The sequence below is a fragment of the Luteibacter aegosomatis genome, from assembly GCF_023078455.1.
Classification (GTDB): domain Bacteria; phylum Pseudomonadota; class Gammaproteobacteria; order Xanthomonadales; family Rhodanobacteraceae; genus Luteibacter; species Luteibacter aegosomatis.
The window spans coordinates 713,644-734,631 of the sequence record NZ_CP095740.1 but is presented as its reverse complement, the minus strand read 5'-3'; the positions used below and the strand labels follow the sequence as shown (position 1 = coordinate 734,631).

The following is a 20,988-nucleotide window of genomic DNA, read 5'->3' as shown; positions in this document are numbered from 1 at the left end:
CAAGACCGCAAGCGCGGTCGGCGACATGCGATTCTCAATGCTCGCGTGGTAGCGGCTCCACCAGGGCTCATTCTCGAGGCGGCCGCCTTCCGACGGCCCCGTAGATGCACTCATTCCGTCGACGGGAACGATAGCCTTTGGTTTACCCGTAGGAATACTATTACTCATGTTAGACGATCGGAATCTTTCTGATCTCGAGAAGCGCCGCGATAGCGCTTTCGCCGTACCTTTCGACCAGAACAGCATCCACGCTGGTGAAATCCACCCCAACGGTTTCAAGAATTGTGATCGCCGCGTTAGCGATATGAGCCCACTGAGTTTTGTTCTGCGTACTCTGTGGCCCAACCATTTTGGAAGTGACATCGCGTACTGCTTCGACGTTGTCTTCCAGCTTTTGTTCTTGATGGCTTAACACCAAAACAATACACGCAAGAAGGCTTGCGACCACTGGCAGTTCTTCCCATCGCGACGCCATCTCGCTTTTGCCTTTTCGGCGAAACCTCGGATGCCATGCATCTGAGGCGGACTGGTGTAGTTCCAGCGCCGCAATCAGATCCCTGGCGAGATTCTCAAGTGTGGATGGTGATCTGAACTGCGCAAGGGATGTGCCGTCTATTAAGCGGAGGAATTCATCGATATGGCTCGCGGTCGACGGAGTGCGATAGCTCCCGTCAGGGCCTTGACCTGGCTTAAGAATTAACGTTGCTACCGTCCAAAGAAGAACTTTTGTGCGACGGAATCGAGTGATCCCAAATCCCAGCGCGCGGATGTTTTCATGAGCCGATGTCGGATCGATCCCCGCGCCGACCAGTTCCGGAGCAATCTCGGGCTCAGGCCTATCTCCGCCTACAAAAAGCACGAGCCTGGAGATGACGAGGTGATTGAAAACGGCATTTCGGATCTCCTCTGCATTTAACTTAATTCCCTGTTGATTGTAGAGTCGAAAAACCTTGTGAATATCTCGAACGGGCGTGTCTTTATAAATAAGGACGGGAATGAAATAGTCACATGCGCGTTCGAAGAGGTCGGCAACGGTGATCATTTCGCCCGCAATGAAAACCTGCTTTTCTCGAATCTCGCAATAGTACCGCCCGCCAAGACCCTTGAGCGGGTCCTTGTCATCCGTGTACTTCTTTGTCCTGAAGGGCAAGTACTTTTCGCGAACCTCTGTAGCACGCAAGTTATTTCGCTTTGCGAACTGAGCAAAATTTGAGTCGAATAGCTCTGGGTCCTTAAGCTTCATCGCGTTCGCCCGCCCTTCGGGATGGGCGCCCATGAATCGTAGGATTGCGGTAAGACGTTGCTTGCCGTCAACAATCTGGAATCGCTGGCTGCTGGAGACGCGAGCAAGAATAATCGACGGCAGGGGAATTCCGCGAAGAATTGACTCAATCAGCATTTGTGAGTCCGCGTTAGACCACACGAAGTCGCGCTGATACGTAGGATTGAGTTCGAGTTGCTGTTGTCGAGCTCGTCCTGACAAATCATAAATGCGCCACTTATCAACCGTCGCGTTAATTGAGATTGGCTCTGTTGCCGGAATCTCGTTCCAGGCGTCGCTCCATGCTTCCGTCGCAGCAGCCAGAGATACGTCTTCGTCCAGCATTTGCAAAAAGTCTGCTCTGTTGCTTACGGCGCGACTGAGCCGCTCCTCAAGCGCTTGAGCGCCCATTTCGAGAAGTAGGATCGCCCCCTCGGAGTCTTGAAAGCAAAGCCCAGATTTTCCTGGCAAAAGTTCATCAAACAGGCGTAGTGCGACCGTCCTCGGCGACTCGTCGCGTTCGAATGTAGAGTCCAAATTGAGCCAGGGGGTGACGTCCAGGAGCCGGGACAGCCACTCGTTGGAAGAGAAATCAACGTCCAACGGATCGAAAGCGATTGGTGGCTTTGTTCGTCCCCCGATCTTTGGCAGTTGCCCGGGCTGTGAAAGTTCGGCCAATAACGTGGCAACTTGATCAAAATCTAAATCTTCCAAGACAGATCCCCCCAATAGTGTTCTTCTCCACGCCAGGCTATCCCATCGGAACTAACCTTTCGCGTGTCCGTCCTTCTTCTTGATCCCACCTAATCCTATGGTGGTGCAAGTCGGATTGAAAAGATTATAGGGCCATGTCGGCTTCCGGGCGGAACGTTATCCCGCACGTATGCAATGACACACGAAGACGCCCCCCAGGGGGAGGAATGGGGCCGCGCCTGGCGCTGATGCTTGTACCGGGAGAGGGCGCTGGGGCGGAGCCATGCGGCACAAAGGAGGGGGTAGTGGTCGATCACCGCCTGCTGCCGAACGAGCCGGCGCCAACTGTGGTCGCAGACGGTGCGATAAGGCAGTAATATTCATCTACGGCGGCAACTTAGTCCGGTCGTCCACCTCTTACTATTGCAGTGGGCCCATATAATCGGGCGGAGATAGAGCTTGACCATGGTTCCAGATCCACCGACGGATGAAATTAGATTTGTGGACCTGTGCGCCGGCCTGGGAGGCTTCCACCATGCTTTGTCGGTGGCGGCGGAGGTGCTTCGCACGCTGTACCGCAAGGAAATTCGCTTTCAATGCGTTGCCGCGTCTGAAATTCAGGCAGATCTCCGCGAGTGCTACGTTCGGAATTTCTCGGATGTACAGGCCTCTTACCTCGGCGCACATACCCCAGCCGACTGCGCAGCGCTGCGGGGGACTCTGAGCGCTGCGTCACCGCTAGCAAAGGCGATTCCGGCGTATGGACCGGAAGGCCAGCTAATTTCCGTGCATGGTGACATGGCATGCTTCCTAACAGACGACCTGAAAGAGCTCCGTCGTTATCCGAGCGGAGCCGATGTACTCCCTAGTCATGACCTTCTCTGTGCTGGGTTCCCATGTCAACCTTTTTCAAAGTCTGGGGCGCAGCGGGGGTTTGACGACACACGTGGAACCGTGTTCCACATGATTGCAACTATGCTCCGCCATAGGCGTCCCGCATTCGTTCTTCTTGAGAACGTCGGAAACTTTGAAAAGCATGATGGCGGAAACACTTGGCGCCGCGTCCATGAGATTCTCACAGAGGAACTCGGATACGACGTGATTGCATCGGAGCACATCTCTCGTGGGCGACATGCTGAAGGGCTTCTTTCTCCTCATCATCTAGGGTTTCCCCACCACCGCGAGCGATTTTTCATCGTGGCTCAACGACGCGTGGCGCTAAAGAGTGACCGAGAACTAATCAAGGGCATTTTGGAAAGCTCATTGACGTCCAGGGTACTTCCGTCGAGGACCGCCACGAAACATTGGCTCGTCTCACCAAACGACCGTGCGAAGACGACTCTTAAAAAAATTATTTCAAGTGGAAAGGAATTTGCCGAATTGGCTGATTTGCAGCAAGCGCAAGTTTCTCCCGAACGCGTCGCCTGCATTTCGCACTGGCAAAAACTGTTGACAAAGCTGGCATCTGTCGATGAAACGTTGAAATCATCCTACTGGCGCGATTCCATGCCCTCATTCCCGATCTGGGGTTATGAGCTTGATCCGTGGCACTGGTATACATGCGATGAAAATCCATCGACATTCCGCGTTTCAGACTCGGAGCGCCGGTCTGATCGAAAGTCTAACCTTGCTCACGCTCGCGAAGAAGTACTCTCACTTTCGGCGCGTGAGTGCGACATATTTAACTATCCGCCTTCGGGTGAAAGAGCTTGGCTGCGCGGCCTTGATGGTGCGTCCGCGCTGAAGAAGTGGATTGAAAGTTGGCCCGCATATGCGCGAAAGCGCGACGAGTGGCCTGATTGGAAGCGCAAGTTCATTTCGCAGAACCGCGCTTGGGCCATGAAAGTGTGGGCGGCGGTCGGCGGTCAATGGATGCGTGAATGGTTGGATGACCTTTACTTGCAGATTCCTGTGCCCTCCTATCAAAAGCTTGAGTGGAATTGTAAGGGCGAGGCGCTCGATCTTTGGTCCCAGATTCTTCAGTTCCGGCCGTCAGGCTTGCGGGTCAAACGGCTTGCGCATGTACCTGCCCTTGTTGCTATGACGACTACGCAAGTACCAATAGTTCCAAGCTTAAATACGGAGGAATCGACCGCTGGGCGCGTTGAGGGAGCACGAGGGCGTCATCTCATCCGGTCGGAAGCGCTTCAGTTGCAGGGCTTTCCAGCAGACTGGGTTATCCCCAGTTCGCGCGAGCGCGCGTTCGCATGTTTTGGAAATGCGGTACATGCCGGTCTCGTTGCCGGCATATTAGTAAATTGGTTTCGGGTTGTTGAGCGCTCGGGTGAAGCGACGTTACAAGACGAATTTCGAGCGGATACGACTTACCGCAAGGTTCATCGTTTTGAGGAAGCGGCAAATTGCAGCCCTTAATTGAGATTTATCACTGCGTTGCGATTTTGGATTTTCGACTCCAACGAGTTAGCGCCAGCCATAACCCGAAGCAGCCGAAGAGCTATCTACGCCGCTTGTTTTCTTTAACAAATGCGTCAATTTTCGTAAGAAAGCTTCGAGTATCCAAATAATAATTAGGGAAAGAATCTCGAATTGTTTTAAAAGATTCTGCGCCAACTAAAACTGCCTGAGCCCCCGATGCATTTGCAAAATCGGGGAAAAGCGATAGCTGACCATCTGGTGGGTAAAGCGGCAACAGCCGCTCGTACCTCTCGTACTCTTTGTACGCGAGATCTGCATTACGTTTTGAATAAGAAAAGATCTTCAGCTCTGGCTGATAACGTCCAGGATCCCCGGGCGTAAGAACCAAGAGAAAGTATCCTGTATCACGCAGATTTACCCGCTCAGTGGCGCGAAGAGCCTCCCCGTATGCAGTCAGCTTTGCATGAACTTGCAGAGATTCATCCAAAGAGGCTAGCGATCGTGCGACATCGCCCTTAGAAAAAGGCGGAATACTAGCGAACGGCGCCGGTTCGGAAAATTCGAGTGCAAGCGCTGCATATTTAAAATATTCCAGCCACTCAGCTTGACCCTCGCTAGACTTAAGCGCTTGGCCTATGATGGCACCAACAGTTTCAACAGCAGTCGCCCAAGCATGCTGGGTGAAAGTTCTCAGCTGAACTTCAAATAGTAGTCGGTCGTATTCGGGATGGCTTCGACTTTTAAATCGGAAAACTAAGTGAAGCCCTCGATATCCCGATGTTTTAGGATGGGCTATGTAGTCGTCCTGGCTTATGATTTCGTGAAGAGAGCGACTTTGGAGATACAGCTCCTTTAGCTTATAAACATCTTCAAGCGAGCCAACAATTGCGCGACATCCTCCGATGTCTTGCATTTGAGTAAGGCGCATTGAGGGCTTAAACAGAAGTTTTCCAACTATGGACTTCGCCCGCTTCAGTCTTTGAGCGACGAGTCCTTGAGGGTTCACACGCTTTACCTTTTGCTTCAAATCCATTGTCATGGAATTGAGCGGGAACGCGTGAGATGACCGCCAGTTTGCAAGAACGTCCAAGGCCCTACTGACCTCCTCTTCCGAGGAAGTCAGCAAGGCTAAAGACTTTCCTGCTTTATCGATAGCCGCGCGGCTATACCTCAATGTGGCGTAACTAGAATCGCGGCGGGTTCGCTGTTTATTTCCCCTTGCTGGCAAATCCATTGCTCTGTCCACTCAACCTTTTAGCCGCACTTCGAATACCCACAATTCAAACAAGTCTGACACCCATCCATCAGCACCAGCGCCTGCGTATTGCACTTGCTGCAAAGGGTAGCGCCAGCGGGGAAGCCGGAGGCGTTGGTGTGGGGGTCGTTGCCGGATGCGGCGGTGTCGCTAGCCCCGATCGCCGCTGAAGCGGCTCCCACAACAGCGGCGGTGGAGGTGGCCGCGTTGGCCTTCTCGTAAGCCGCGCGCTTTTCGGCGATGAGCTGACGCGTCGCATCGCTCATCTCGGGATCGTGGATGAGCCCGATCGACTTCATGTGCTGCTCGATCACCGCGCCGATCTCGGCCACGATGCTGGGCATGTAGATGCCGCCGGCCTTGAAGTAGCCGCCGCGGGGGTCGAAGACGGCCTTGAGCTCTTCGACGATGAACGTCACGTCGCCACCCTTGCGGAAGACGGCGGACAGGATTCGGGTGAGCGCCACGATCCACTGGAAGTGGTCCATGTTCTTCGAGTTGATGAACAACTCGAACGGACGGCGCTGTTCGTGCGGGGTGCCCGCGTTGAGCACGATGTCGTTGATGGTCACGTACAGCGCGTGCTCGAAGAGCGGCGACTTGATCTTGTACGTGTTGCCCACGAGCGTCTCGGGACGCTCCAGGCTTTCGTGCATCTGGATGACTTCGGCGACCGGCGCGGCGTCTTTCGCCGGCGCGGCAGCGGGGGCCGGGACGGCCTTGTCTTCGGGCTTTACGACCTGGTAGCCCTTGATCTTCTTTTCGATCTTGATCGCCATGACTTACGTTTCCTGCTGTATCGGTGGCGGCGCGCCCGGTGGGTATCCGGCCCGGCGCGCGCGCCGGGCCGGATGGGTACTACTTACTTGCGACGGCCACGGCCGGCGGTCTTGCGCGCCGACGTACGGCCGGTGGTGCTGGCAGTGGACCTCTTTGCCGCCTTGACGGCGGACTTCTTGCCGGTTGCCTTGCGGGCGACCGTCTTGCCGGCGGCCTTGCGAGCCGTCTTCTTAGGTACGCCGCGGCCGGTCACCTTGCGGGCGACCTTGCCGACGGACTTCTTCACCGCCTTGCGGGCGGCGCTGGCCTTCTTGACGACGCGGGAAGCGGCCTTCTTGACGGCCTTCTTCACCGCGGCGACCTTGCGGCCGGACGTCTTGCTACCGCCACGCTTGGTTGCGGCGGCCGTGGAGGCGCTGCCGCGCTTGCTGGCGGCGGCCTTCGAAGCGCCACGCTTGGTGACGGCCGCCTTGGAAGCGTTGCCACGCTTAGGGGCCGTCTTCTTCGTGGTGGCCTTGCGGCCGGTGACCTTCTTCGAAGCCACCTTCTTCGAGGCGACCTTCTTCGAAGCGGCCTTCTTGGTAGCCGTCTTCTTCACCGCAGCCTTTTTGGCGGCGACCTTCTTGGCAGCCGCCTTCTTCGGCGCGGCCTTCTTCACGGCAGCCTTCTTGACGGCCTTCTTCGCCGCAACTTTCTTGGCAGCCGCTTTCTTGGCCGGTGCCTTCTTCGCGGCGGCCTTCTTCACCGCCGCTTTCTTGGCGGCAGCCTTCTTGGTCGCGGCCTTCTTGGCGGAGGCCTTCTTCGGCGCCGCGGCTTCGGTGGTGGCAACCGGCTTCTTCGACGCGGCCTTGCGGGCCGTCTTCTTCGCCGGGGCCGGAGCGGCCGGGGCGTCGTCGACGACCGGGGCGGCGGCCACCGGCTCGGCGGCCGGGGTGGCCTTCTTCGCGGCGGGCTTGCGGGCCTTCTTCTCGGCCTTTACCTGCGCGATGTCGGCGTAGTCGGAATCGTCCAGGTCGACGTGGCCGTGGCCGAAGGCGTCGTCCTGCGGCGAGGGCACCGCGTCTTCGATGGACTTCTTGGCCACCGGCTTGCGCTTGACCACCTTCTTCGCGGCGATCGGCGCGGGGGCGGCGGCGTCATCGTCGCCGTCGTCGGTGTCCGACACCGGCGTATCCACCGCCGTGTCAGCGGCGTTTTCCGCGTGTTCGTGCTGGCCGACTTCCGTATCGGGGGTGCCGGTGGTGACGGGCAGTTCGCCCTCGGCGGTGTCGTCGTGTTCGGTTGCCATGATGTTTTTCCCTCTCCGCGGGGTCAGAACTTGCCGTAGTAGCCTTCTTTCAGGGCATCGAAGAGGTTGGCGGCGGTGTGCATTTCGCCGTCGTATTCCACTTCGTCGTTACCCTTCAGTTCGACAACGCTACCGTCTTCCAATTCGAAGCGATAGAGGGTGTTTTCCAGATCGGTTTCTTTGACCAGCACGCCCTGGAAGGCGGCGGGGTTGAAACGGAACGTGGTGCAGCCCTTCAGGCCCTGCTTGTACGCGTAGAAGTAGATGTCCTTGAAGTCTTCGTACGGGTAGTCGGTGGGCACGTTGGCCGTCTTGGAGATGGAGCTGTCCACCCACTTCTGCGACGCGGCCTGGATGTCCACGTGCTCCTTCGGGCTGATGTCGTCGGCGGCCACGAAGTATTCCGGCAGGCGGGTGCGCGGGTCTTCGGAGTACGGCATGGCGTCGCCGTTGATCAGCGCGCGGTAGGCCAGCAGCTCGTAGCTGTACACCTCGACCTTTTCCTTGCTCTTCTTGCCCTCGCGGATCACGTTGCGCGAATAGTGGTGGGCGAAGCTGGGCTCGATGCCGTTGGAGGCGTTGTTGGCGAGGCTCAGGGAGATGGTGCCGGTGGGCGCGATGGACGAGTGGTGCGTGAAGCGCGCGCCGGTCTCGGCCAGGGCGTCGACCAGCTCGGGCGCCACGGAGGCCACGCGCTGCATGTAGCGCGAGTACTTGGCGTGCAGCACGCTGCCGCGGATGGTGTCGCCGGCCTTCCAGCCGTCTTTGACCATCTCCGGGCGCTTGCGCAGCATGTCGCCGGTCACGGTGAAGTCGCGCGCCAGGATCGGGGCCGGGCCCTTTTCCTTGGCGAGGTCGAGGGCCACTTCCCAGCCGGCCACGGCCATCTCGCGGGAGACTTCCTCGGTGAAGGCCACGGCGTCGGCCGTGCCGTAGCGCATCTTGAGCATGGTGAGCGTGGAGCCCAGGCCCAGGAAGCCCATGCCGTGGCGGCGCTTGGAGAGGATCTCGTTGCGCTGCTGCTCGAGCGGCAGGCCGTTGATCTCCACCACGTTGTCGAGCATGCGGGTGAACACGCGCACCACTTCGCGGTATTCGTCCCAGTCGAAACGGGCCTTGGGGCCGAACGGGTCGCGCACGAAGAGGGTGAGGTTCACCGAGCCCAGCAGGCACGAGCCGTAGGGCGGCAGCGGCTGCTCGCCGCAGGGGTTGGTGGCGCGGATGTGCTCGCACCACCAGTTGTTGTTCATCTCGTTGACGCGGTCGATGAGGATGAAGCCCGGCTCGGCGTAGTCATACGTGGAGACCATGATCATGTCCCACAGATGACGGGCACGGATGTGGCCGTAGATCTTGCAGGCCACCAGGCCGTCGTCGCGCACCACGTAGTTTTCGTTGGTGGGCCACTCGCGCCACACGACCTTGGTGGGGTCGTTGAGGTCGATTTCGTCCTGTTCCTTCACGTGCACTGGGAAGACGGTGGGCCAGTCCTGGTCGTTTTCCACCGCGTCCATGAAGCCGTCGGTGATGAGCAGCGACAGGTTGAACTGGCGCAGGCGGCCATCCTCGCGCTTGGCGCGGATGAATTCCTTGGCGTCCGGGTGGCTCACGTCGAACGTGCCCATCTGCGCGCCGCGGCGACCGCCGGCGGACGAGACGGTGAAGCACATCTTGTCGTAGATATCCATGAACGACAGCGGGCCCGACGTGTGGGCGCCGGCGCCGCTCACGTAGGCGCCGCGCGGGCGCAGCGTGCTGAATTCGTAGCCGATGCCGCAGCCGGCCTTCAGGGTGAGGCCGGCCTCGTGCACCTTCTCGAGGATGTCGTCCATCGAGTCGCGGATGGTGCCCGACACCGTGCAGTTGATGGTGGAGGTGGCAGGCTTGTGGTCGAGCGCGCCGGCGTTGGAGGTGATGCGGCCGGCGGGGATCGCCCCGCGGCGCAGCGCCCAGAGGAAACGCTCGTACCAGTGCTGGCGGAGTTCGTCGGTGGCTTCCACGTCGGAAAGCGCACGCGCCACGCGCTGGTAGGTTTCGTCCACCGAGCCGTCGACGGGCACGCCGGACTTGGCCTTCAGGCGGTACTTCTTGTCCCAGATGTCATACGAGGCGGGCTGGAGCGGAATGGCCGTGGGATCGATGCCCATCGCTTGCGCACGTGCAGTGCTCATGTTGTGTCGTCCTCGAGCTTGGGCCTGTGGCGGCCTTTTGTTTTGGCAGCGTGGCGCAACCCTGCCGACGCGTTCTGCGGAAAGCGCCGGCCATCCTTTGCCCATCGCCAACCCCCATAAGGAAAAACCCTTTGACGGCGACGGTTTGAAGCGGGAACGTGAGTCTTCGCAACACCAGCACTTGGTGACGAGCGGGTGACGGAACACAAGATGTTGTGGTTGCGGCCGGGGGCAACCTTAACGCCGGAGGTTGCCGATGTAAAGTGTCGTCCGATGCCGTCTCAAGGGTTGAAACCCGGCGGCATTCACGTGGTCGAATGGGCCGATTCATGTGCCCGGAGCACACCAGCCAAGGAGCTTTTCCATGCCTTCAAGCCTTTACCGGCATACCACTCGTTTCCTGATCGGTGCAGCCCTCGCCGTGGCGATGGCACCGCCCGCGTTCGCCGGCACCGCCCTGCCCTCGGCCATCGACGGCCAGCCGATGCCGTCGCTGGCGCCGATGCTCGCCAAGGTGACCCCGGCGGTGGTGAACATTTCCACCAAGACGCGCATCCGTACGCGCGATGCGTATTTCGACGATCCCCTCTTCGGGCAGTTGTTCGGCAACCAGGGCCTGCCGCGCGAGCGCGTGGCGCAGAGCCTGGGCTCGGGCGTGGTGGTGGATGCCGCCAAGGGCTACGTGCTCACCAACAACCACGTGGTGGGCGGCGCGGACGACATCACCGTCACCCTGCAGGACGGGCGCGACCTCAAGGCCAAGCTGATCGGCACCGATCCGGATACCGACGTGGCGGTGTTGCAGATTCCCGCGCAGAACCTCCAGGCCCTGCCGATCGCCGACTCCGCGCAGTTGCGCGTGGGCGATTTCGTGGTGGCGGTGGGCGATCCGTTCGGGCTGGGGCAGACGGCCACCTCGGGCATGGTCTCGGCGCTGGGGCGCTCGGGGTTGGGCAAGGGCATCCAGAACTTCATCCAGACGGATGCGTCGATCAATCCGGGCAATTCCGGTGGCGCACTGGTGAACCTGCGCGGTGAGCTGGTGGGCATCAACTCGATGATCTTCACGCCGTCGGGCGGCAACGTGGGTATCGGCTTCGCCATTCCCACGGACCTGGCCACCGGGGTGATGAAGCAGTTGCTGGCCTACGGCAAGGTGCGCCGGGGCAACCTGGGCGTGGAGGTGCAGGACATCACGCCGCGCATCGCGCAGGCGCTGGGATTGAAGGACACCAACGGCGCGGTGGTGACGCGAGTGAACGACGGCTCGCCGGCCGACGGGGCGGGATTGCAGACGGGCGACGTGCTGACGGCGGTGGATGGGAAGCCGGTGCGTAGTGCGCAGGATGTGCGCAATACCGAGGGGCTTCTGCCGCTGGGGGCGAAGGTGAAGCTGTCGGTGCGGCGCGAGGGGGCGTCGAAGGATGTGGAGGCGACCATCGCCGCGGTGAAGCTGGCGACGCTCGAGGGTGGCAAGGTCGACAAGCGCCTGGCCGGGGTGGTGTTGAGCGACCTGTCCACCGAGCAGAAGGAAGGTGGGCTGTATGGCGTGGCCTTGTCCTCGGTGCAGCGCGGGTCGACGGCCTATGCGGCCGGGTTGCGGGATGGGGATGTGGTGGTGGCCATCCAGCGGCAGCGGATCAATGGGGTGAAGTCGTTGCCTACGACGGGGTCGTTGCCGGTGCGGCAGTTGTTGCTGTCGGTGGTGCGGGATGGGGATGTGTATTACGTCGTGCTCTGACGGTGTCGCGACCGGGTTTCGCCGATGCGATCGGCTCCCACCCCTTCGGTAGGTAGAACACGGCCTTGCTACCGGAGGGTGGGAGCCGATCGCATCGGCGAACGGGCCGCGGACAGGGTCCACTCCCACCCTTCGGTAGGTAGAGCATGGCCTTGCTACCGGAGGGTGGGAGCCGATCGCATCGGCGAACGGGCCGCGGACAGGGTCCGCTTCCCCCTTCGGTAGGTAGAGCACGGCCTTGCTACCGAAGGGGTGGGAGCCGATCGCATCGGCGAACGGGCTGCAGACAGGGTCCGCTTCCCCCTTCGGTAGGTACAGCACGGCCTTGCTACCGAAGGGGTAGGAGCCGATCGCATCGGCGAACGGGCTGCAGACAGGGTCCGCTTCCCCCTTCGGTAGGTACAGCACGGCCTTGCTACCGAAGGGGTGGGAGCCGATCGCATCGGCGAACGGGCTGCAGACAGGGTCCGCTTCCCCCTTCGGTAGGTACAGCACGGCCTTGCTACCGAAGGGGTGGGAGCCGATCGCATCGGCGAACGGGCTGGCCTCACCCTTTCGCGATCTCGAACCGCGGACAGGGTCCACGAAGGGGCTTGCCCCGGTTCACATGAACACCACACCCCTACAGCCTACGTTCCGTTTCCCGTCGGCAGGATGCTGAACGACGTCGATGGTGCGCCAGCGCCTGCAATGGCCCACAATGGCGCCCTTCTTGCCAACCCCGTTCCGTCCCGAGGTTCTAGCCGTCCATGTCCTTTCGTCTCACGCGACTGTTCACCGCCACGCTGATCGGCCTTAGCGCCTCCGCCACCGTTCTCGCCGCCGGCAGCCAGTTGGTCTGGCGTGGCGACGTCACCACCGCGCGCGGCGTGGTCACCGACGTGGCCAAGGCCTGGGAGAAATCCGGCAAGGGCAAGATCGAACTGCAGCCCTTCAACACCGCGTCGGGCATCGATGCCGTCGCCAAGGGCACGGCCGACCTCGCCGGCTCCGCCCGCCCGGGCATCGGTGGCGCCGAGCAGTCGCTCACCTTCACGCCCGTGGCGTGGGACGCCCTGGTGATGGTCACCTACCCGTCCAACCCGGTGAGCAACATCACCCTGATGCAGCTCCATGAGATCTACATGGGCCACATCACCAACTGGAAGGAACTGGGCGGCGAAGACGCGCCGATCAACCTCTACGCGGTGGCCAGCCCCAACGACGGCGTGGAATACAGCCTGCGCAAGCTGCTGTTCGGCCGCGGCAACCAGCCGGTGGCCGCACCCCGCCTGTACGTGAACGCCGCCAAGCTCGAAGAGGGCGTCACCCTCGACAAGCGCGGCCTCGGCGCCACCACCATGGGCGGCGTGTCGGGCAACAAGAAGCTCAAGCTGCTGTCGATCGACGGCGTGGCGCCGTCGGCGTCCACCGTGACCAGCGGCGCGTACCCCCTCTATACCGAGCTCTACCTCGTCTCCAACGACGCCAGCCCGAAGGCGGCCGACGTGAAGGAGTTCATCGCGTTCGTCACCTCCAGCGCCGGCAGCTCGCTGCTTCGCGCGCACAGCCTCGTGCCCTACGCCGACGGCATGGCGCTGGCCTCGGGCGACGCCGCGCGCCGCGCGAAGATCGCCTCCACCGTGGGCACGCGCGCCAACGCCGGCCAGGCGATGACGACCGCCCCGGCCGTCGCGGCCGCGCCGACGGCCGCCGCCGTGGCGAAGGAAACCGCCCTCGCCCAGGCGCAGACCAAGGGCAAGGGTGCCAAGGCGGCGAAGGAGACCAAGGGCTCCGTGGCCACCACGGCCGAGCCGTCGCAGTTCGCGAAGGTGGTCGCCAGCGTCAGCACCACGGCGCACCAGGGCTTCTCGGGCGTGCGCGCGGAAGCCTTCACGGTGTCCGACAACGCCAAGCGTGGCGGCCGGTTCGCCAAGGTCACGGCCGATGCCGTCACCGTGAAGGGCAAGCCGGTGGCCAAGCCCGCCGCGCCGGTCGACAGCAGCGAAAAGCCTTCGGGCAAGATCGACACGCCCAAGGCCGCCGCGGCCAAGCCGGCCAAGGCCGAGCCGAAGGCCGTCGCCAAGGCCGAGAAGAAGACGGCCGCCAGCCGCACCTACAAGGTGGCGGCGGGCGACACGCTCTACTCCATCGCCAAGCGCAACAACGTGGACGTGACGCAGCTTCGCGCCATGAACGGCCTGAAGGACAACAACGTCCACCCCGGCCAGGTGCTCAAGGTCGGCGCCCGCTGACGTCGTGACGATCCGCGCCGTTACGCTCGACCTCGACGATACGCTGTGGCCGGTACTCCCGGCCCTCATCGAGGCCGAGCACTGCGCCGATCGCTGGCTGAAAGAGCATCATCCCAACGTCGCCCTCGCATGGCCGATCGAGGCCATGCGGGAGCTTCGCGAGAAGATCAACCGCGATTACCCGCACCTCGCGCACGATTTCAGCGAGCAGCGCCGCCTCACCATCCGCCACGCCTTCGCCGAATGCGGCATCGACGATGCCCCGGTGGAGGAGCTGTGGCGCGTCTACTACGTGGCGCGCAACAACGTGGAGCTGTATCCCGACAGCCTCGCGGCGCTCGAGCGCATCGCCTCGCGCCTGCCCATCGCCAGCATCTCCAACGGCAACGCCGACCTGGAAATGATCGGGTTGCACCACCTCTTCCATTCGCGCGTCAACGCATCCGGCGTGGGCGTGGCCAAGCCCGATCCGAAGATCTTCCTGCATGCCGCCGAGACCCTGGGCGTGGCGCCGGAACACATCCTTCACGTGGGCGACGATCCCCTGCTCGACGTGGTGGGCGCCCACGAGGCGGGCATGCGCACCGTGTGGCTCAACCGCACCGGCGAGGCGTGGTCGCACGGCCCCGAGCCCGACTTCGTTTTCACGAACATGACCGAGCTTGCCGACTGGGTTGAGACGGCGACCGACACCCACCGCTAGAATGGGCCTTCGCTGATTGCACTCATTCATTGGCGCAGGTGGAAGGCCGCGCCATTCGGGAGCCCTGATGTCGTCGCTGATCGAACGCAAGTCCGGAAAACGCCGTCCCATTCCCATCGAGACGGTGGATGCCGCCGGGATGGCCGCGGCGGAAGAGCGCCTGAGCCCGGCGCACCGGCAGTGGGTCGCCTCGACGGGTTTCCGGCCCATGCCCGGCTCCTGCGTGGTGCTGCCCGATCCGCGCGGCGCCATCGCCCGTGTGTTGATCGGCGTGGATCGCACCGATCCGCTGCCGGCCCTGGGTGATCTGGCCCGTCGGCTGCCTGAAGGCGTTTATGAGATCGCCGACGAGGGCGTGATCGACGACCGCGACCTGCTCGCGCTCGGCTGGGCGCTGGGAGCGTATCGCTTCGATCGCTATCGCAAGCCCGGCCGCGAGCCCGCGTCGTTGGTCGTCGAGGGCTCCACGCTGCGCGCGTTGCAGCCGATCGTCGACGCCACCGCGCAGGTGCGCGACCTGGTCAACACGCCCACCGAGGACATGGGGCCGGAGCATCTCTCCCAGGCCGTCCATGCGCTGGCGACCGAGCACAAGGCGAAGGTGCGCGAGTGGGTGGGCGACGAGCTGTTGCCGGCCAACTTCCCCACCATCCACGCCGTGGGCCGCGCCAGCCATCGCGCGCCGCGCATGATCGAGCTCACCTGGGGCAAGCATTCGAACCCGAAGCTGACCATCGTCGGCAAGGGCGTGTGCTTCGACACCGGCGGCCTGGACATCAAGCCGTCGGACGGCATGCGCTGGATGAAGAAAGACATGGGCGGCGCGGCGCACGCCATCGCGCTGGCCGGCCTGGTGATGGGCGCGAAGCTGCCGGTGCGGCTCACGCTGCTGGTGCCCGCCGTGGAGAACGCCATCGCCGGCAATGCCCTGCGTCCGGGCGAGGTGATCCGCACGCGCGCGGGCATCACGGTGGAGGTGGACAACACCGACGCCGAGGGTCGGCTGATCCTCTGCGATGCGCTGGCCTTCGCGGCCGAGCAGGCGCCGGACCTGATCGTGGATTTCGCCACGCTCACGGGCGCGGCGCGCGTGGCGCTGGGGCCGGAGTTGCCGGCGCTGTTCACCAATCGCGATCAGCTGGCCGACGACGTGATCGGCGCGGCGGAGGCGGTGCACGATCCGATGTGGCGCTTGCCGCTGTGGCGTCCTTACCGGCGCATGCTCGATTCGTACATCGCCGACTTCGCCAACGCGGGACCGTCGCGGCATGCGGGAGCGGTCACGGCGGCGCTTTACCTCGAACGGTTCGTTCCCGAGGGGCAGAACTGGATGCACCTGGATACGTACTCGTGGAACGACGGCGATCGACCGGCGCATCCGCGGGGCGGTGAGGCGCAGGGGTTGCGTGCGTTCTTCCGGTTCCTGTCCGAGCGGTATTCCTGACCTCACCGTCGCTCCTGCGAAGGCAGGAGCCCAGCGTCTTGCGGCGTGTCGCAGCACGGTACCTTCGGGCGAAAGACACTGGATTCCTGCCTTCGCAGGAACGACGTGAGGGGGCGGGAACGTCAGTCGGATGCCGAGCGCTTGGCCGCAATCACCGCGCGCAGATTGCGCTCCATTTCCGCCAGCGTGAGCGGAAAATAATTCTCCTCTGCATCGCCCACCGACCAGCTCGCCACGCGTTGGTCGGTCACCGGCACGCCGCTGGCGTTGAGCGCCGCGCGCACCTCGGCCGGCGACAGGTCGGTGGCCTGGAGGATCAGCTGCCAGAGCCAGTTCATGCGTTGCGGGTCGACGCCGCGGGTCATCGGTGGACGGGTGTAGTCGGACATGGTGAAGGTCTCGGCAGTGCGATGCGGCCGTATGCTAACGGCGGTCGCGCGCTTGCGTCAGGTCCTATCGCGGACCCTGTCCGCGATTCGTGCTGAATCACCGACACGACAGGCTCTCACGCAGTACGCTTCGCCTGTCCCCTCCTCCCCGGAGCACCCCCATGCGCCGCTTCGCCCTCTGCCTGCTCGCCCTCACCCTGCCCGCCTTCGCCGACGACACGCCGACCGTGCAAGATCTCGGCGCGCGGCTGGAACGTGCCGAATATCCCTACCCCGTGACGATGTTCCCGGTAAGCAGCCAGGGCCAGTCGCTGGAGATGGCCTACATGGACGTAAAGCCCGCCAAGCCGAACGGACGCGCGGTGGTGCTGCTGCACGGCAAGAACTTCTGCGGTCCCTACTGGAAAGCCACGGCCGATCGCCTCGCCGGGGAGGGATACCGCGTGGTGATTCCCGACCAGATCGGTTTCTGCAAATCGTCCAAGCCACGCGGTTACCAGTACGGCATCGCGCAATTGGCCGCGAACACGCACGCCTTGCTGGCGAGCCTGGGCATCGACAAGGTGACCGTGGTGGCGCATTCGATGGGCGGCATGATCGGTGCGCGTTATGCGCTGATGTTTCCGCAGGGCACCGAGAAGCTGGTGATGGTGGATCCGCTCGGACTGGAAGACTGGAAAGCCAAGGGCGTGCCGTGGCGCAGTGTCGACGACTGGTACCGGAGTGAGCTGAAGACCTCTTACGCGAGCATTCGCGCGTATCAGTTGAAGAGCTATTACGACGGTAAGTGGAAGCCCGAGTACGACACGTGGGCCTTGATGCAGGCGGGGCAGTATGAAGGCTCGGGTCGCGAGACATCGTCGTGGGCGGGGGCGTTGACCTACGACATGATCATGAACCAGCCGGTCGTGTACGAGTTCACGCAGATCCGCGTACCGACGGTGCTGATCATCGGGCAGCGCGATCGTACGGCGGTGGGCAAGGATGCGGCGCCTGCCGACGTTCGCGAGACGCTGGGGAATTACCCGGTGCTGGGGCGCGAAGCGGCGGCGAAGATTCCGGGGGCGAAGCTGATTCCGCTGGAGGGGTTGGGGCATTCACCAATGATCGAGGCGCCGGAGCGGTTCTATAAAGCGTTGGATGAGGCACTCTGAAAGGCCGTTCGCCGATACGATCGGCTCCCACCCCTTCGGTAGCGAGGTTATCGCAAGCCGCTTACGGACTTGTCTCATCCCTTCGGTAGCGACGGTGTCGCAACCCGCTTGCCGATGTGCTCACCCGCAGCGAACAAGCTTATCGAAGCCTTTCTACCGAAGGGGTGGGAGCCGATCGCATCGGCGAAACACGCCGCGAAGTGCTCACACCTCGTGCTGCACCGGCCGGATCACATACCCCACCGGCAACCACCCCGACGCCCCGGGCGCCAGCGATATCGTCTCGAACTGCACCGCTTTCGCGTAATGCGCCACGAAGATCACGTTGAGGTAATCGCCCGGGGGCAATCCCACCGGATCGCGCACGCGCGTCACCTCGAACCACTCGCGCGCCTGCAGCGGCCCACGATCGACGCGGATGCGGCGGATGTAACGCGACCATTCTTCGCGCGAGACGAGTTTCTGCATCATCGCCCCGGCTTCGAGCCACATCGCATCGGGGCGGCGCAGTTCGGCGAGCCTTACCCAGTGCGTGGCGCTGCTGACGGCGTTGTCGAGCGAATTGGGTTGGGGCCCGAGTTTCGGCGCATGGGCGATCGTGAGCATCGCGCCGAACGTGGCGGCGCTGGGTGTCACGGCGGCGACCTTGCCGGCGGTCGCTGTGTGCGTTCGCATGGACCGTCCTCCCTTTGGACGATCACAGATTGGCCACCCCCGCCGGCCGGGGCAATTCGGCCGGATGGACTACCCCGTAAGCCCCATCGCCGACGGCTCCCACGACACCATGTGACGCTTTTCCTGTGTAAGCCGCTTCAGCGACGATAGACAGGTTGCCGCAAGCTCCTTCGCGGACAGGGTCCGCTCCCACCCTTCGGCAGGGGGCTTGAGTGACCCGTCGGCAGGAAAGCCCGCTGCCGGTACGCCCTGCCTACTCCCACAGGTAAGCCTGCGACCGGAGTTGGCAGGAGAGCCCATACTCCCGACCTCGCATAGGCGAGCCTGCTACCGAAGGGTGGGTGGGAGCGGACCCTGTCCGCGATCAGCGCTTGCCGAAGGCCAGCACGTCGGCCGTGTAGGTTTCCACCACGAGGCTGAAGGGCTGGTTGGCCTCGGTGTACAGCACCGCCCGGTGCCGCAGCACTTCGTGCGGAATCGCCAGAGGCCCGGGATGGGACGCCGGCAGCGGCGCCTCCATCTCCCAGCCCTTGGGCAGCGGTGACCAGAGCAAGTCGGCGCTGATGGTCTGGCGGCGGAAATGCAGGGCCTGCACCACCTTGCCGAACGGCTGGTCGGTGCTGTCGAGGATCTGGTTCATCTCGGGCGTGAGACGCGAGGGCACGTACCAGTTGTCCGCCTCGGACAGCACGTGGCTGCCGCACGACAGACGCACGCGGCGGTAACGCACCGGCTCGTCGGGGCCGATGGCCAGCGTCTCGCGATCGGCGGCGGGAAGCGGCTTGTCCTGTCCCTTCACGCGATTGGCCACGATCTTCGCCTCGCCGGCCAGGCCGTGGTCGCCGCACCAGCGCTCGAGCGTGAGCGTGGCGCTGGGGTGGCTGAGCAGGTCGGCGTTGAGCGTCTGCAACAGCGCCAGCGCCTGCGTGCGTGAGGCCACGTCGTCGCCGAAGGCTTCTCGCGCCGTGGCGGGGCCGCTGCTGGTGGCGGCCATGACGGCGATGGAGCCGGCGGCGATGAAAGCGCGTGAATTCATGGATTACAGCCCCTTGGCGGCCTGGGCCACCGCGCGGAACAGCGCGCGACCCTTGTTCATCGTCTCTTCCCACTCGGCGGCGGGGTCGGAGTCGTACACCACACCACCACCGGCCTGCACGTGCAGACGGCCGTCCTGGATCACCGCGGTGCGGATGGCGATGGCCGTGTCCGCGTCGCCCCACCAGCCGAGCCAACCGATGGCGCCGGCGTAGATATTGCGTTTGAAGGGCTCGAGTTCCTGGATGATCTCCAGCGCGCGGATCTTCGGCGCGCCGCTGACCGTGCCCGCGGGGAACGTGGCCTTGATGACGTCCATGTACGACATGCCGTCTTTCAGGTCGCCTTCCACCTGCGACACGATGTGCATCACGTGCGAGTAGCGCTCCACCACGAAGGATTCGGAAAGCTGCACCGTGCCCGTCCGGCTCACGCGGCCCACGTCGTTGCGGCCGAGGTCGATGAGCATGAGGTGTTCGGCGCGCTCCTTCGGATCGGCGAGCAGCTCTTCCTCGAGCGCCACGTCTTCGGCCGTGTCTTTACCGCGACGGCGCGTGCCGGCGATGGGACGCAGCACCACGCGGCCGTTCTTCAGGCGCACGAGGATTTCCGGCGACGAGCCGACGATCTGCGTGCCGCCGATGTCGATGAAGAACATGTACGGCGAGGGATTCATCGCGCGCAGCGCGCGGTAGACGTCCACCGGCCGTGCGTTGAAGCCGACGCTGAGGCGCTGCGAGGGCACCACCTGGAAGATGTCGCCCGCGCGGATGTATTCCTGCGCGGTGCGCACCATGGCTTCGTATTCCTCGCGGGTGAACGAGGATTTGAAATCGGATTCGTCGATGGCCGCCGGCTGCAGCATCTGCGGATACGACGCGCCGGCCTGGCGCAGGCGGAAGGCCAGCGCGTCGAGGCGGCGCACGGCTTCGGCGTAGGCCTGCGGACGCGAGGGGTCCGCGTGCACGATGAGGTAGAGACGGCCCTTGAGGTTGTCGAACACGGCCAGCTCGTCGGCGAGCATCAGCAGCACGTCGGGCGTGCCCAGTTCGTCGCGCTTGTCCCACTGGGCGAGGCGCTTCTCGATGTAGCCGATGGTCTCGAAACCGAAGTAGCCGACGAGGCCGCCGTTGAAGTCGGGCAGGCCCGGCAACTTCGGCACCACGTATTGCTGGCGCAGCACTTCGATTTCCGCGAGCGGGTCGTCGAGGTGGCGGCGTTCGATCACTTCGCCGTTGTCTTCCACTTCCAGCTCGTGGCCGCGCAGGCGGTACACGCGCCTGGCCGGCAGGCCGATGATGGAATGGCGTCCCCAGGTGGCACCGCCCTCGACCGATTCGAACAGGAAGGTGTACGGGCCGTCGGCCAGCTTCAGGTACACCGACAGCGGGGTATCGAGGTCGGAGAAGACCTCGCGCACCAGCGGGATGCGGGTGTGGCCCTGCGCGGCGTAGGCGTCGAATTGTTCGCGGGAGATCATGGGGGGACGGATTCGGGAGGTGGCTCCCGATTGTAGTCCAGCCGTGAGGGGAGCCGTATCGCCGATACGATCGGCTCCCACCCTGTAGGCAGGCTTTCCTACCGGCGGTTGGAAGCGGGCCGATAGCCAAGCCTCGACCGCCTTGCTACCGAAGGGGAGCCGTATCGCCGATACGATTGGCTCTCGCCCTTCGGTAGACGGGCTTTCCTACCGACGGTTGGAAGCCGGCCGATAGCCAAGCCTCGACCGCCTTGCTACCGAAGGGGAACCGTATCGCCGATACGATTGGCTCTCGCCCTTCGGTAGACG

At 63.0% G+C, this 20,988-nt stretch carries 15 protein-coding genes; 6 read left to right on the top strand and 9 right to left on the bottom strand.

Features of this window, described 5'->3' with window-relative positions:
- Positions 1-169: 169 nt before the first annotated feature.
- Complete coding sequence (locus L2Y94_RS03225) at positions 170-1,975, bottom strand: DUF262 domain-containing protein (protein ID WP_247373082.1); 1,806 nt, start codon at positions 1,973-1,975, stop codon at positions 170-172.
- Positions 1,976-2,419: 444 nt separating this feature from the next.
- Between L2Y94_RS03225 and dcm the strand changes: the two genes are divergently transcribed.
- Positions 2,420-4,327, top strand: coding sequence for a DNA (cytosine-5-)-methyltransferase (dcm, locus tag L2Y94_RS03220; RefSeq protein WP_247375097.1), 1,908 nt, complete (start codon positions 2,420-2,422; stop codon positions 4,325-4,327).
- Positions 4,328-4,409: 82 nt separating this feature from the next.
- On the opposite strand, the gene L2Y94_RS03215 is transcribed toward dcm, so the two are convergent.
- The 4 genes from L2Y94_RS03215 to L2Y94_RS03200 form a co-directional block, all read right to left on the bottom strand.
- Positions 4,410-5,564, bottom strand: coding sequence for a RelA/SpoT domain-containing protein (locus L2Y94_RS03215; protein WP_247373081.1), 1,155 nt, complete (start codon positions 5,562-5,564; stop codon positions 4,410-4,412).
- A 20-nt stretch (positions 5,565-5,584) separates the two neighbouring features.
- Positions 5,585-6,364, bottom strand: a complete 780-nt coding sequence (locus L2Y94_RS03210; RefSeq protein ID WP_247373080.1) for a TSCPD domain-containing protein — start codon at positions 6,362-6,364, stop codon at positions 5,585-5,587.
- Positions 6,365-6,447: 83 nt separating this feature from the next.
- The gene (locus L2Y94_RS03205; protein ID WP_247373079.1) at positions 6,448-7,653 is read right to left on the bottom strand and encodes a hypothetical protein; all 1,206 of its coding nucleotides are present in this window, start codon (positions 7,651-7,653) and stop codon (positions 6,448-6,450) included.
- Between the two features lie 23 nt (positions 7,654-7,676).
- A complete protein-coding gene (locus tag L2Y94_RS03200) occupies positions 7,677-9,824 on the bottom strand; it encodes an adenosylcobalamin-dependent ribonucleoside-diphosphate reductase (RefSeq protein WP_247373078.1) in 2,148 nt (715 codons plus the stop codon).
- A 364-nt stretch (positions 9,825-10,188) separates the two neighbouring features.
- On the opposite strand from L2Y94_RS03200, the gene L2Y94_RS03195 reads away from it, so the two are divergent.
- From L2Y94_RS03195 to L2Y94_RS03180, 4 genes are all read left to right on the top strand, one after another.
- Positions 10,189-11,565: a Do family serine endopeptidase gene (locus tag L2Y94_RS03195; RefSeq protein WP_425602431.1), complete on the top strand. Its 1,377-nt coding sequence runs from the start codon at positions 10,189-10,191 to the stop codon at positions 11,563-11,565.
- 749 nt (positions 11,566-12,314) lie between these two features.
- Positions 12,315-13,799, top strand: a complete 1,485-nt coding sequence (locus L2Y94_RS03190) for a LysM peptidoglycan-binding domain-containing protein (RefSeq protein ID WP_247373077.1) — start codon at positions 12,315-12,317, stop codon at positions 13,797-13,799.
- Positions 13,800-13,803: 4 nt separating this feature from the next.
- A complete protein-coding gene (locus L2Y94_RS03185; RefSeq protein WP_247373076.1) occupies positions 13,804-14,502 on the top strand; it encodes an HAD family hydrolase in 699 nt (232 codons plus the stop codon).
- Between the two features lie 67 nt (positions 14,503-14,569).
- The gene (locus L2Y94_RS03180) at positions 14,570-15,946 is read left to right on the top strand and encodes a leucyl aminopeptidase family protein (RefSeq protein WP_247373075.1); all 1,377 of its coding nucleotides are present in this window, start codon (positions 14,570-14,572) and stop codon (positions 15,944-15,946) included.
- 122 nt (positions 15,947-16,068) lie between these two features.
- Here L2Y94_RS03180 and L2Y94_RS03175 read toward each other — a convergent pair whose 3' ends face one another.
- Positions 16,069-16,335: a hypothetical protein gene (locus L2Y94_RS03175; RefSeq protein ID WP_247373074.1), complete on the bottom strand. Its 267-nt coding sequence runs from the start codon at positions 16,333-16,335 to the stop codon at positions 16,069-16,071.
- A 161-nt stretch (positions 16,336-16,496) separates the two neighbouring features.
- On the opposite strand from L2Y94_RS03175, the gene L2Y94_RS03170 reads away from it, so the two are divergent.
- Complete coding sequence (locus tag L2Y94_RS03170; protein WP_247373073.1) at positions 16,497-17,489, top strand: alpha/beta fold hydrolase; 993 nt, start codon at positions 16,497-16,499, stop codon at positions 17,487-17,489.
- Positions 17,490-17,693: 204 nt separating this feature from the next.
- On the opposite strand, the gene L2Y94_RS03165 is transcribed toward L2Y94_RS03170, so the two are convergent.
- From L2Y94_RS03165 to trpE, 3 genes are all read right to left on the bottom strand, one after another.
- Positions 17,694-18,164: a DUF4019 domain-containing protein gene (locus tag L2Y94_RS03165; protein ID WP_247373071.1), complete on the bottom strand. Its 471-nt coding sequence runs from the start codon at positions 18,162-18,164 to the stop codon at positions 17,694-17,696.
- Positions 18,165-18,528: 364 nt separating this feature from the next.
- Entirely contained in the window at positions 18,529-19,200 is a 672-nt protein-coding gene (locus L2Y94_RS03160; protein ID WP_247373069.1) for a hypothetical protein, read from the bottom strand.
- A 3-nt stretch (positions 19,201-19,203) separates the two neighbouring features.
- Complete coding sequence (gene trpE / locus L2Y94_RS03155; RefSeq protein WP_247373067.1) at positions 19,204-20,679, bottom strand: anthranilate synthase component I; 1,476 nt, start codon at positions 20,677-20,679, stop codon at positions 19,204-19,206.
- Between the last annotated feature and the right edge of the window lie 309 nt (positions 20,680-20,988).

Bases quoted from the DNA above. Each gene is read 5' to 3' on its own strand.
- dcm (WP_247375097.1), top strand. From the start codon at position 2,420: ATGGTTCCAGATCCACCGACGGATGAAATTAGATTTGTGGACCTGTGC.
- L2Y94_RS03215 (WP_247373081.1), bottom strand. From the start codon at position 5,564: ATGGATTTGCCAGCAAGGGGAAATAAACAGCGAACCCGCCGCGATTCT.
- L2Y94_RS03210 (WP_247373080.1), bottom strand. From the start codon at position 6,364: ATGGCGATCAAGATCGAAAAGAAGATCAAGGGCTACCAGGTCGTAAAG.
- L2Y94_RS03205 (WP_247373079.1), bottom strand. From the start codon at position 7,653: ATGGCAACCGAACACGACGACACCGCCGAGGGCGAACTGCCCGTCACC.
- L2Y94_RS03200 (WP_247373078.1), bottom strand. From the start codon at position 9,824: ATGAGCACTGCACGTGCGCAAGCGATGGGCATCGATCCCACGGCCATT.
- L2Y94_RS03195 (WP_425602431.1), top strand. From the start codon at position 10,189: ATGCCTTCAAGCCTTTACCGGCATACCACTCGTTTCCTGATCGGTGCA.
- L2Y94_RS03190 (WP_247373077.1), top strand. From the start codon at position 12,315: ATGTCCTTTCGTCTCACGCGACTGTTCACCGCCACGCTGATCGGCCTT.
- L2Y94_RS03180 (WP_247373075.1), top strand. From the start codon at position 14,570: ATGTCGTCGCTGATCGAACGCAAGTCCGGAAAACGCCGTCCCATTCCC.
- L2Y94_RS03175 (WP_247373074.1), bottom strand. From the start codon at position 16,335: ATGTCCGACTACACCCGTCCACCGATGACCCGCGGCGTCGACCCGCAA.
- L2Y94_RS03170 (WP_247373073.1), top strand. From the start codon at position 16,497: ATGCGCCGCTTCGCCCTCTGCCTGCTCGCCCTCACCCTGCCCGCCTTC.
- L2Y94_RS03165 (WP_247373071.1), bottom strand. From the start codon at position 18,164: ATGCGAACGCACACAGCGACCGCCGGCAAGGTCGCCGCCGTGACACCC.
- L2Y94_RS03160 (WP_247373069.1), bottom strand. From the start codon at position 19,200: ATGAATTCACGCGCTTTCATCGCCGCCGGCTCCATCGCCGTCATGGCC.
- trpE (WP_247373067.1), bottom strand. From the start codon at position 20,679: ATGATCTCCCGCGAACAATTCGACGCCTACGCCGCGCAGGGCCACACC.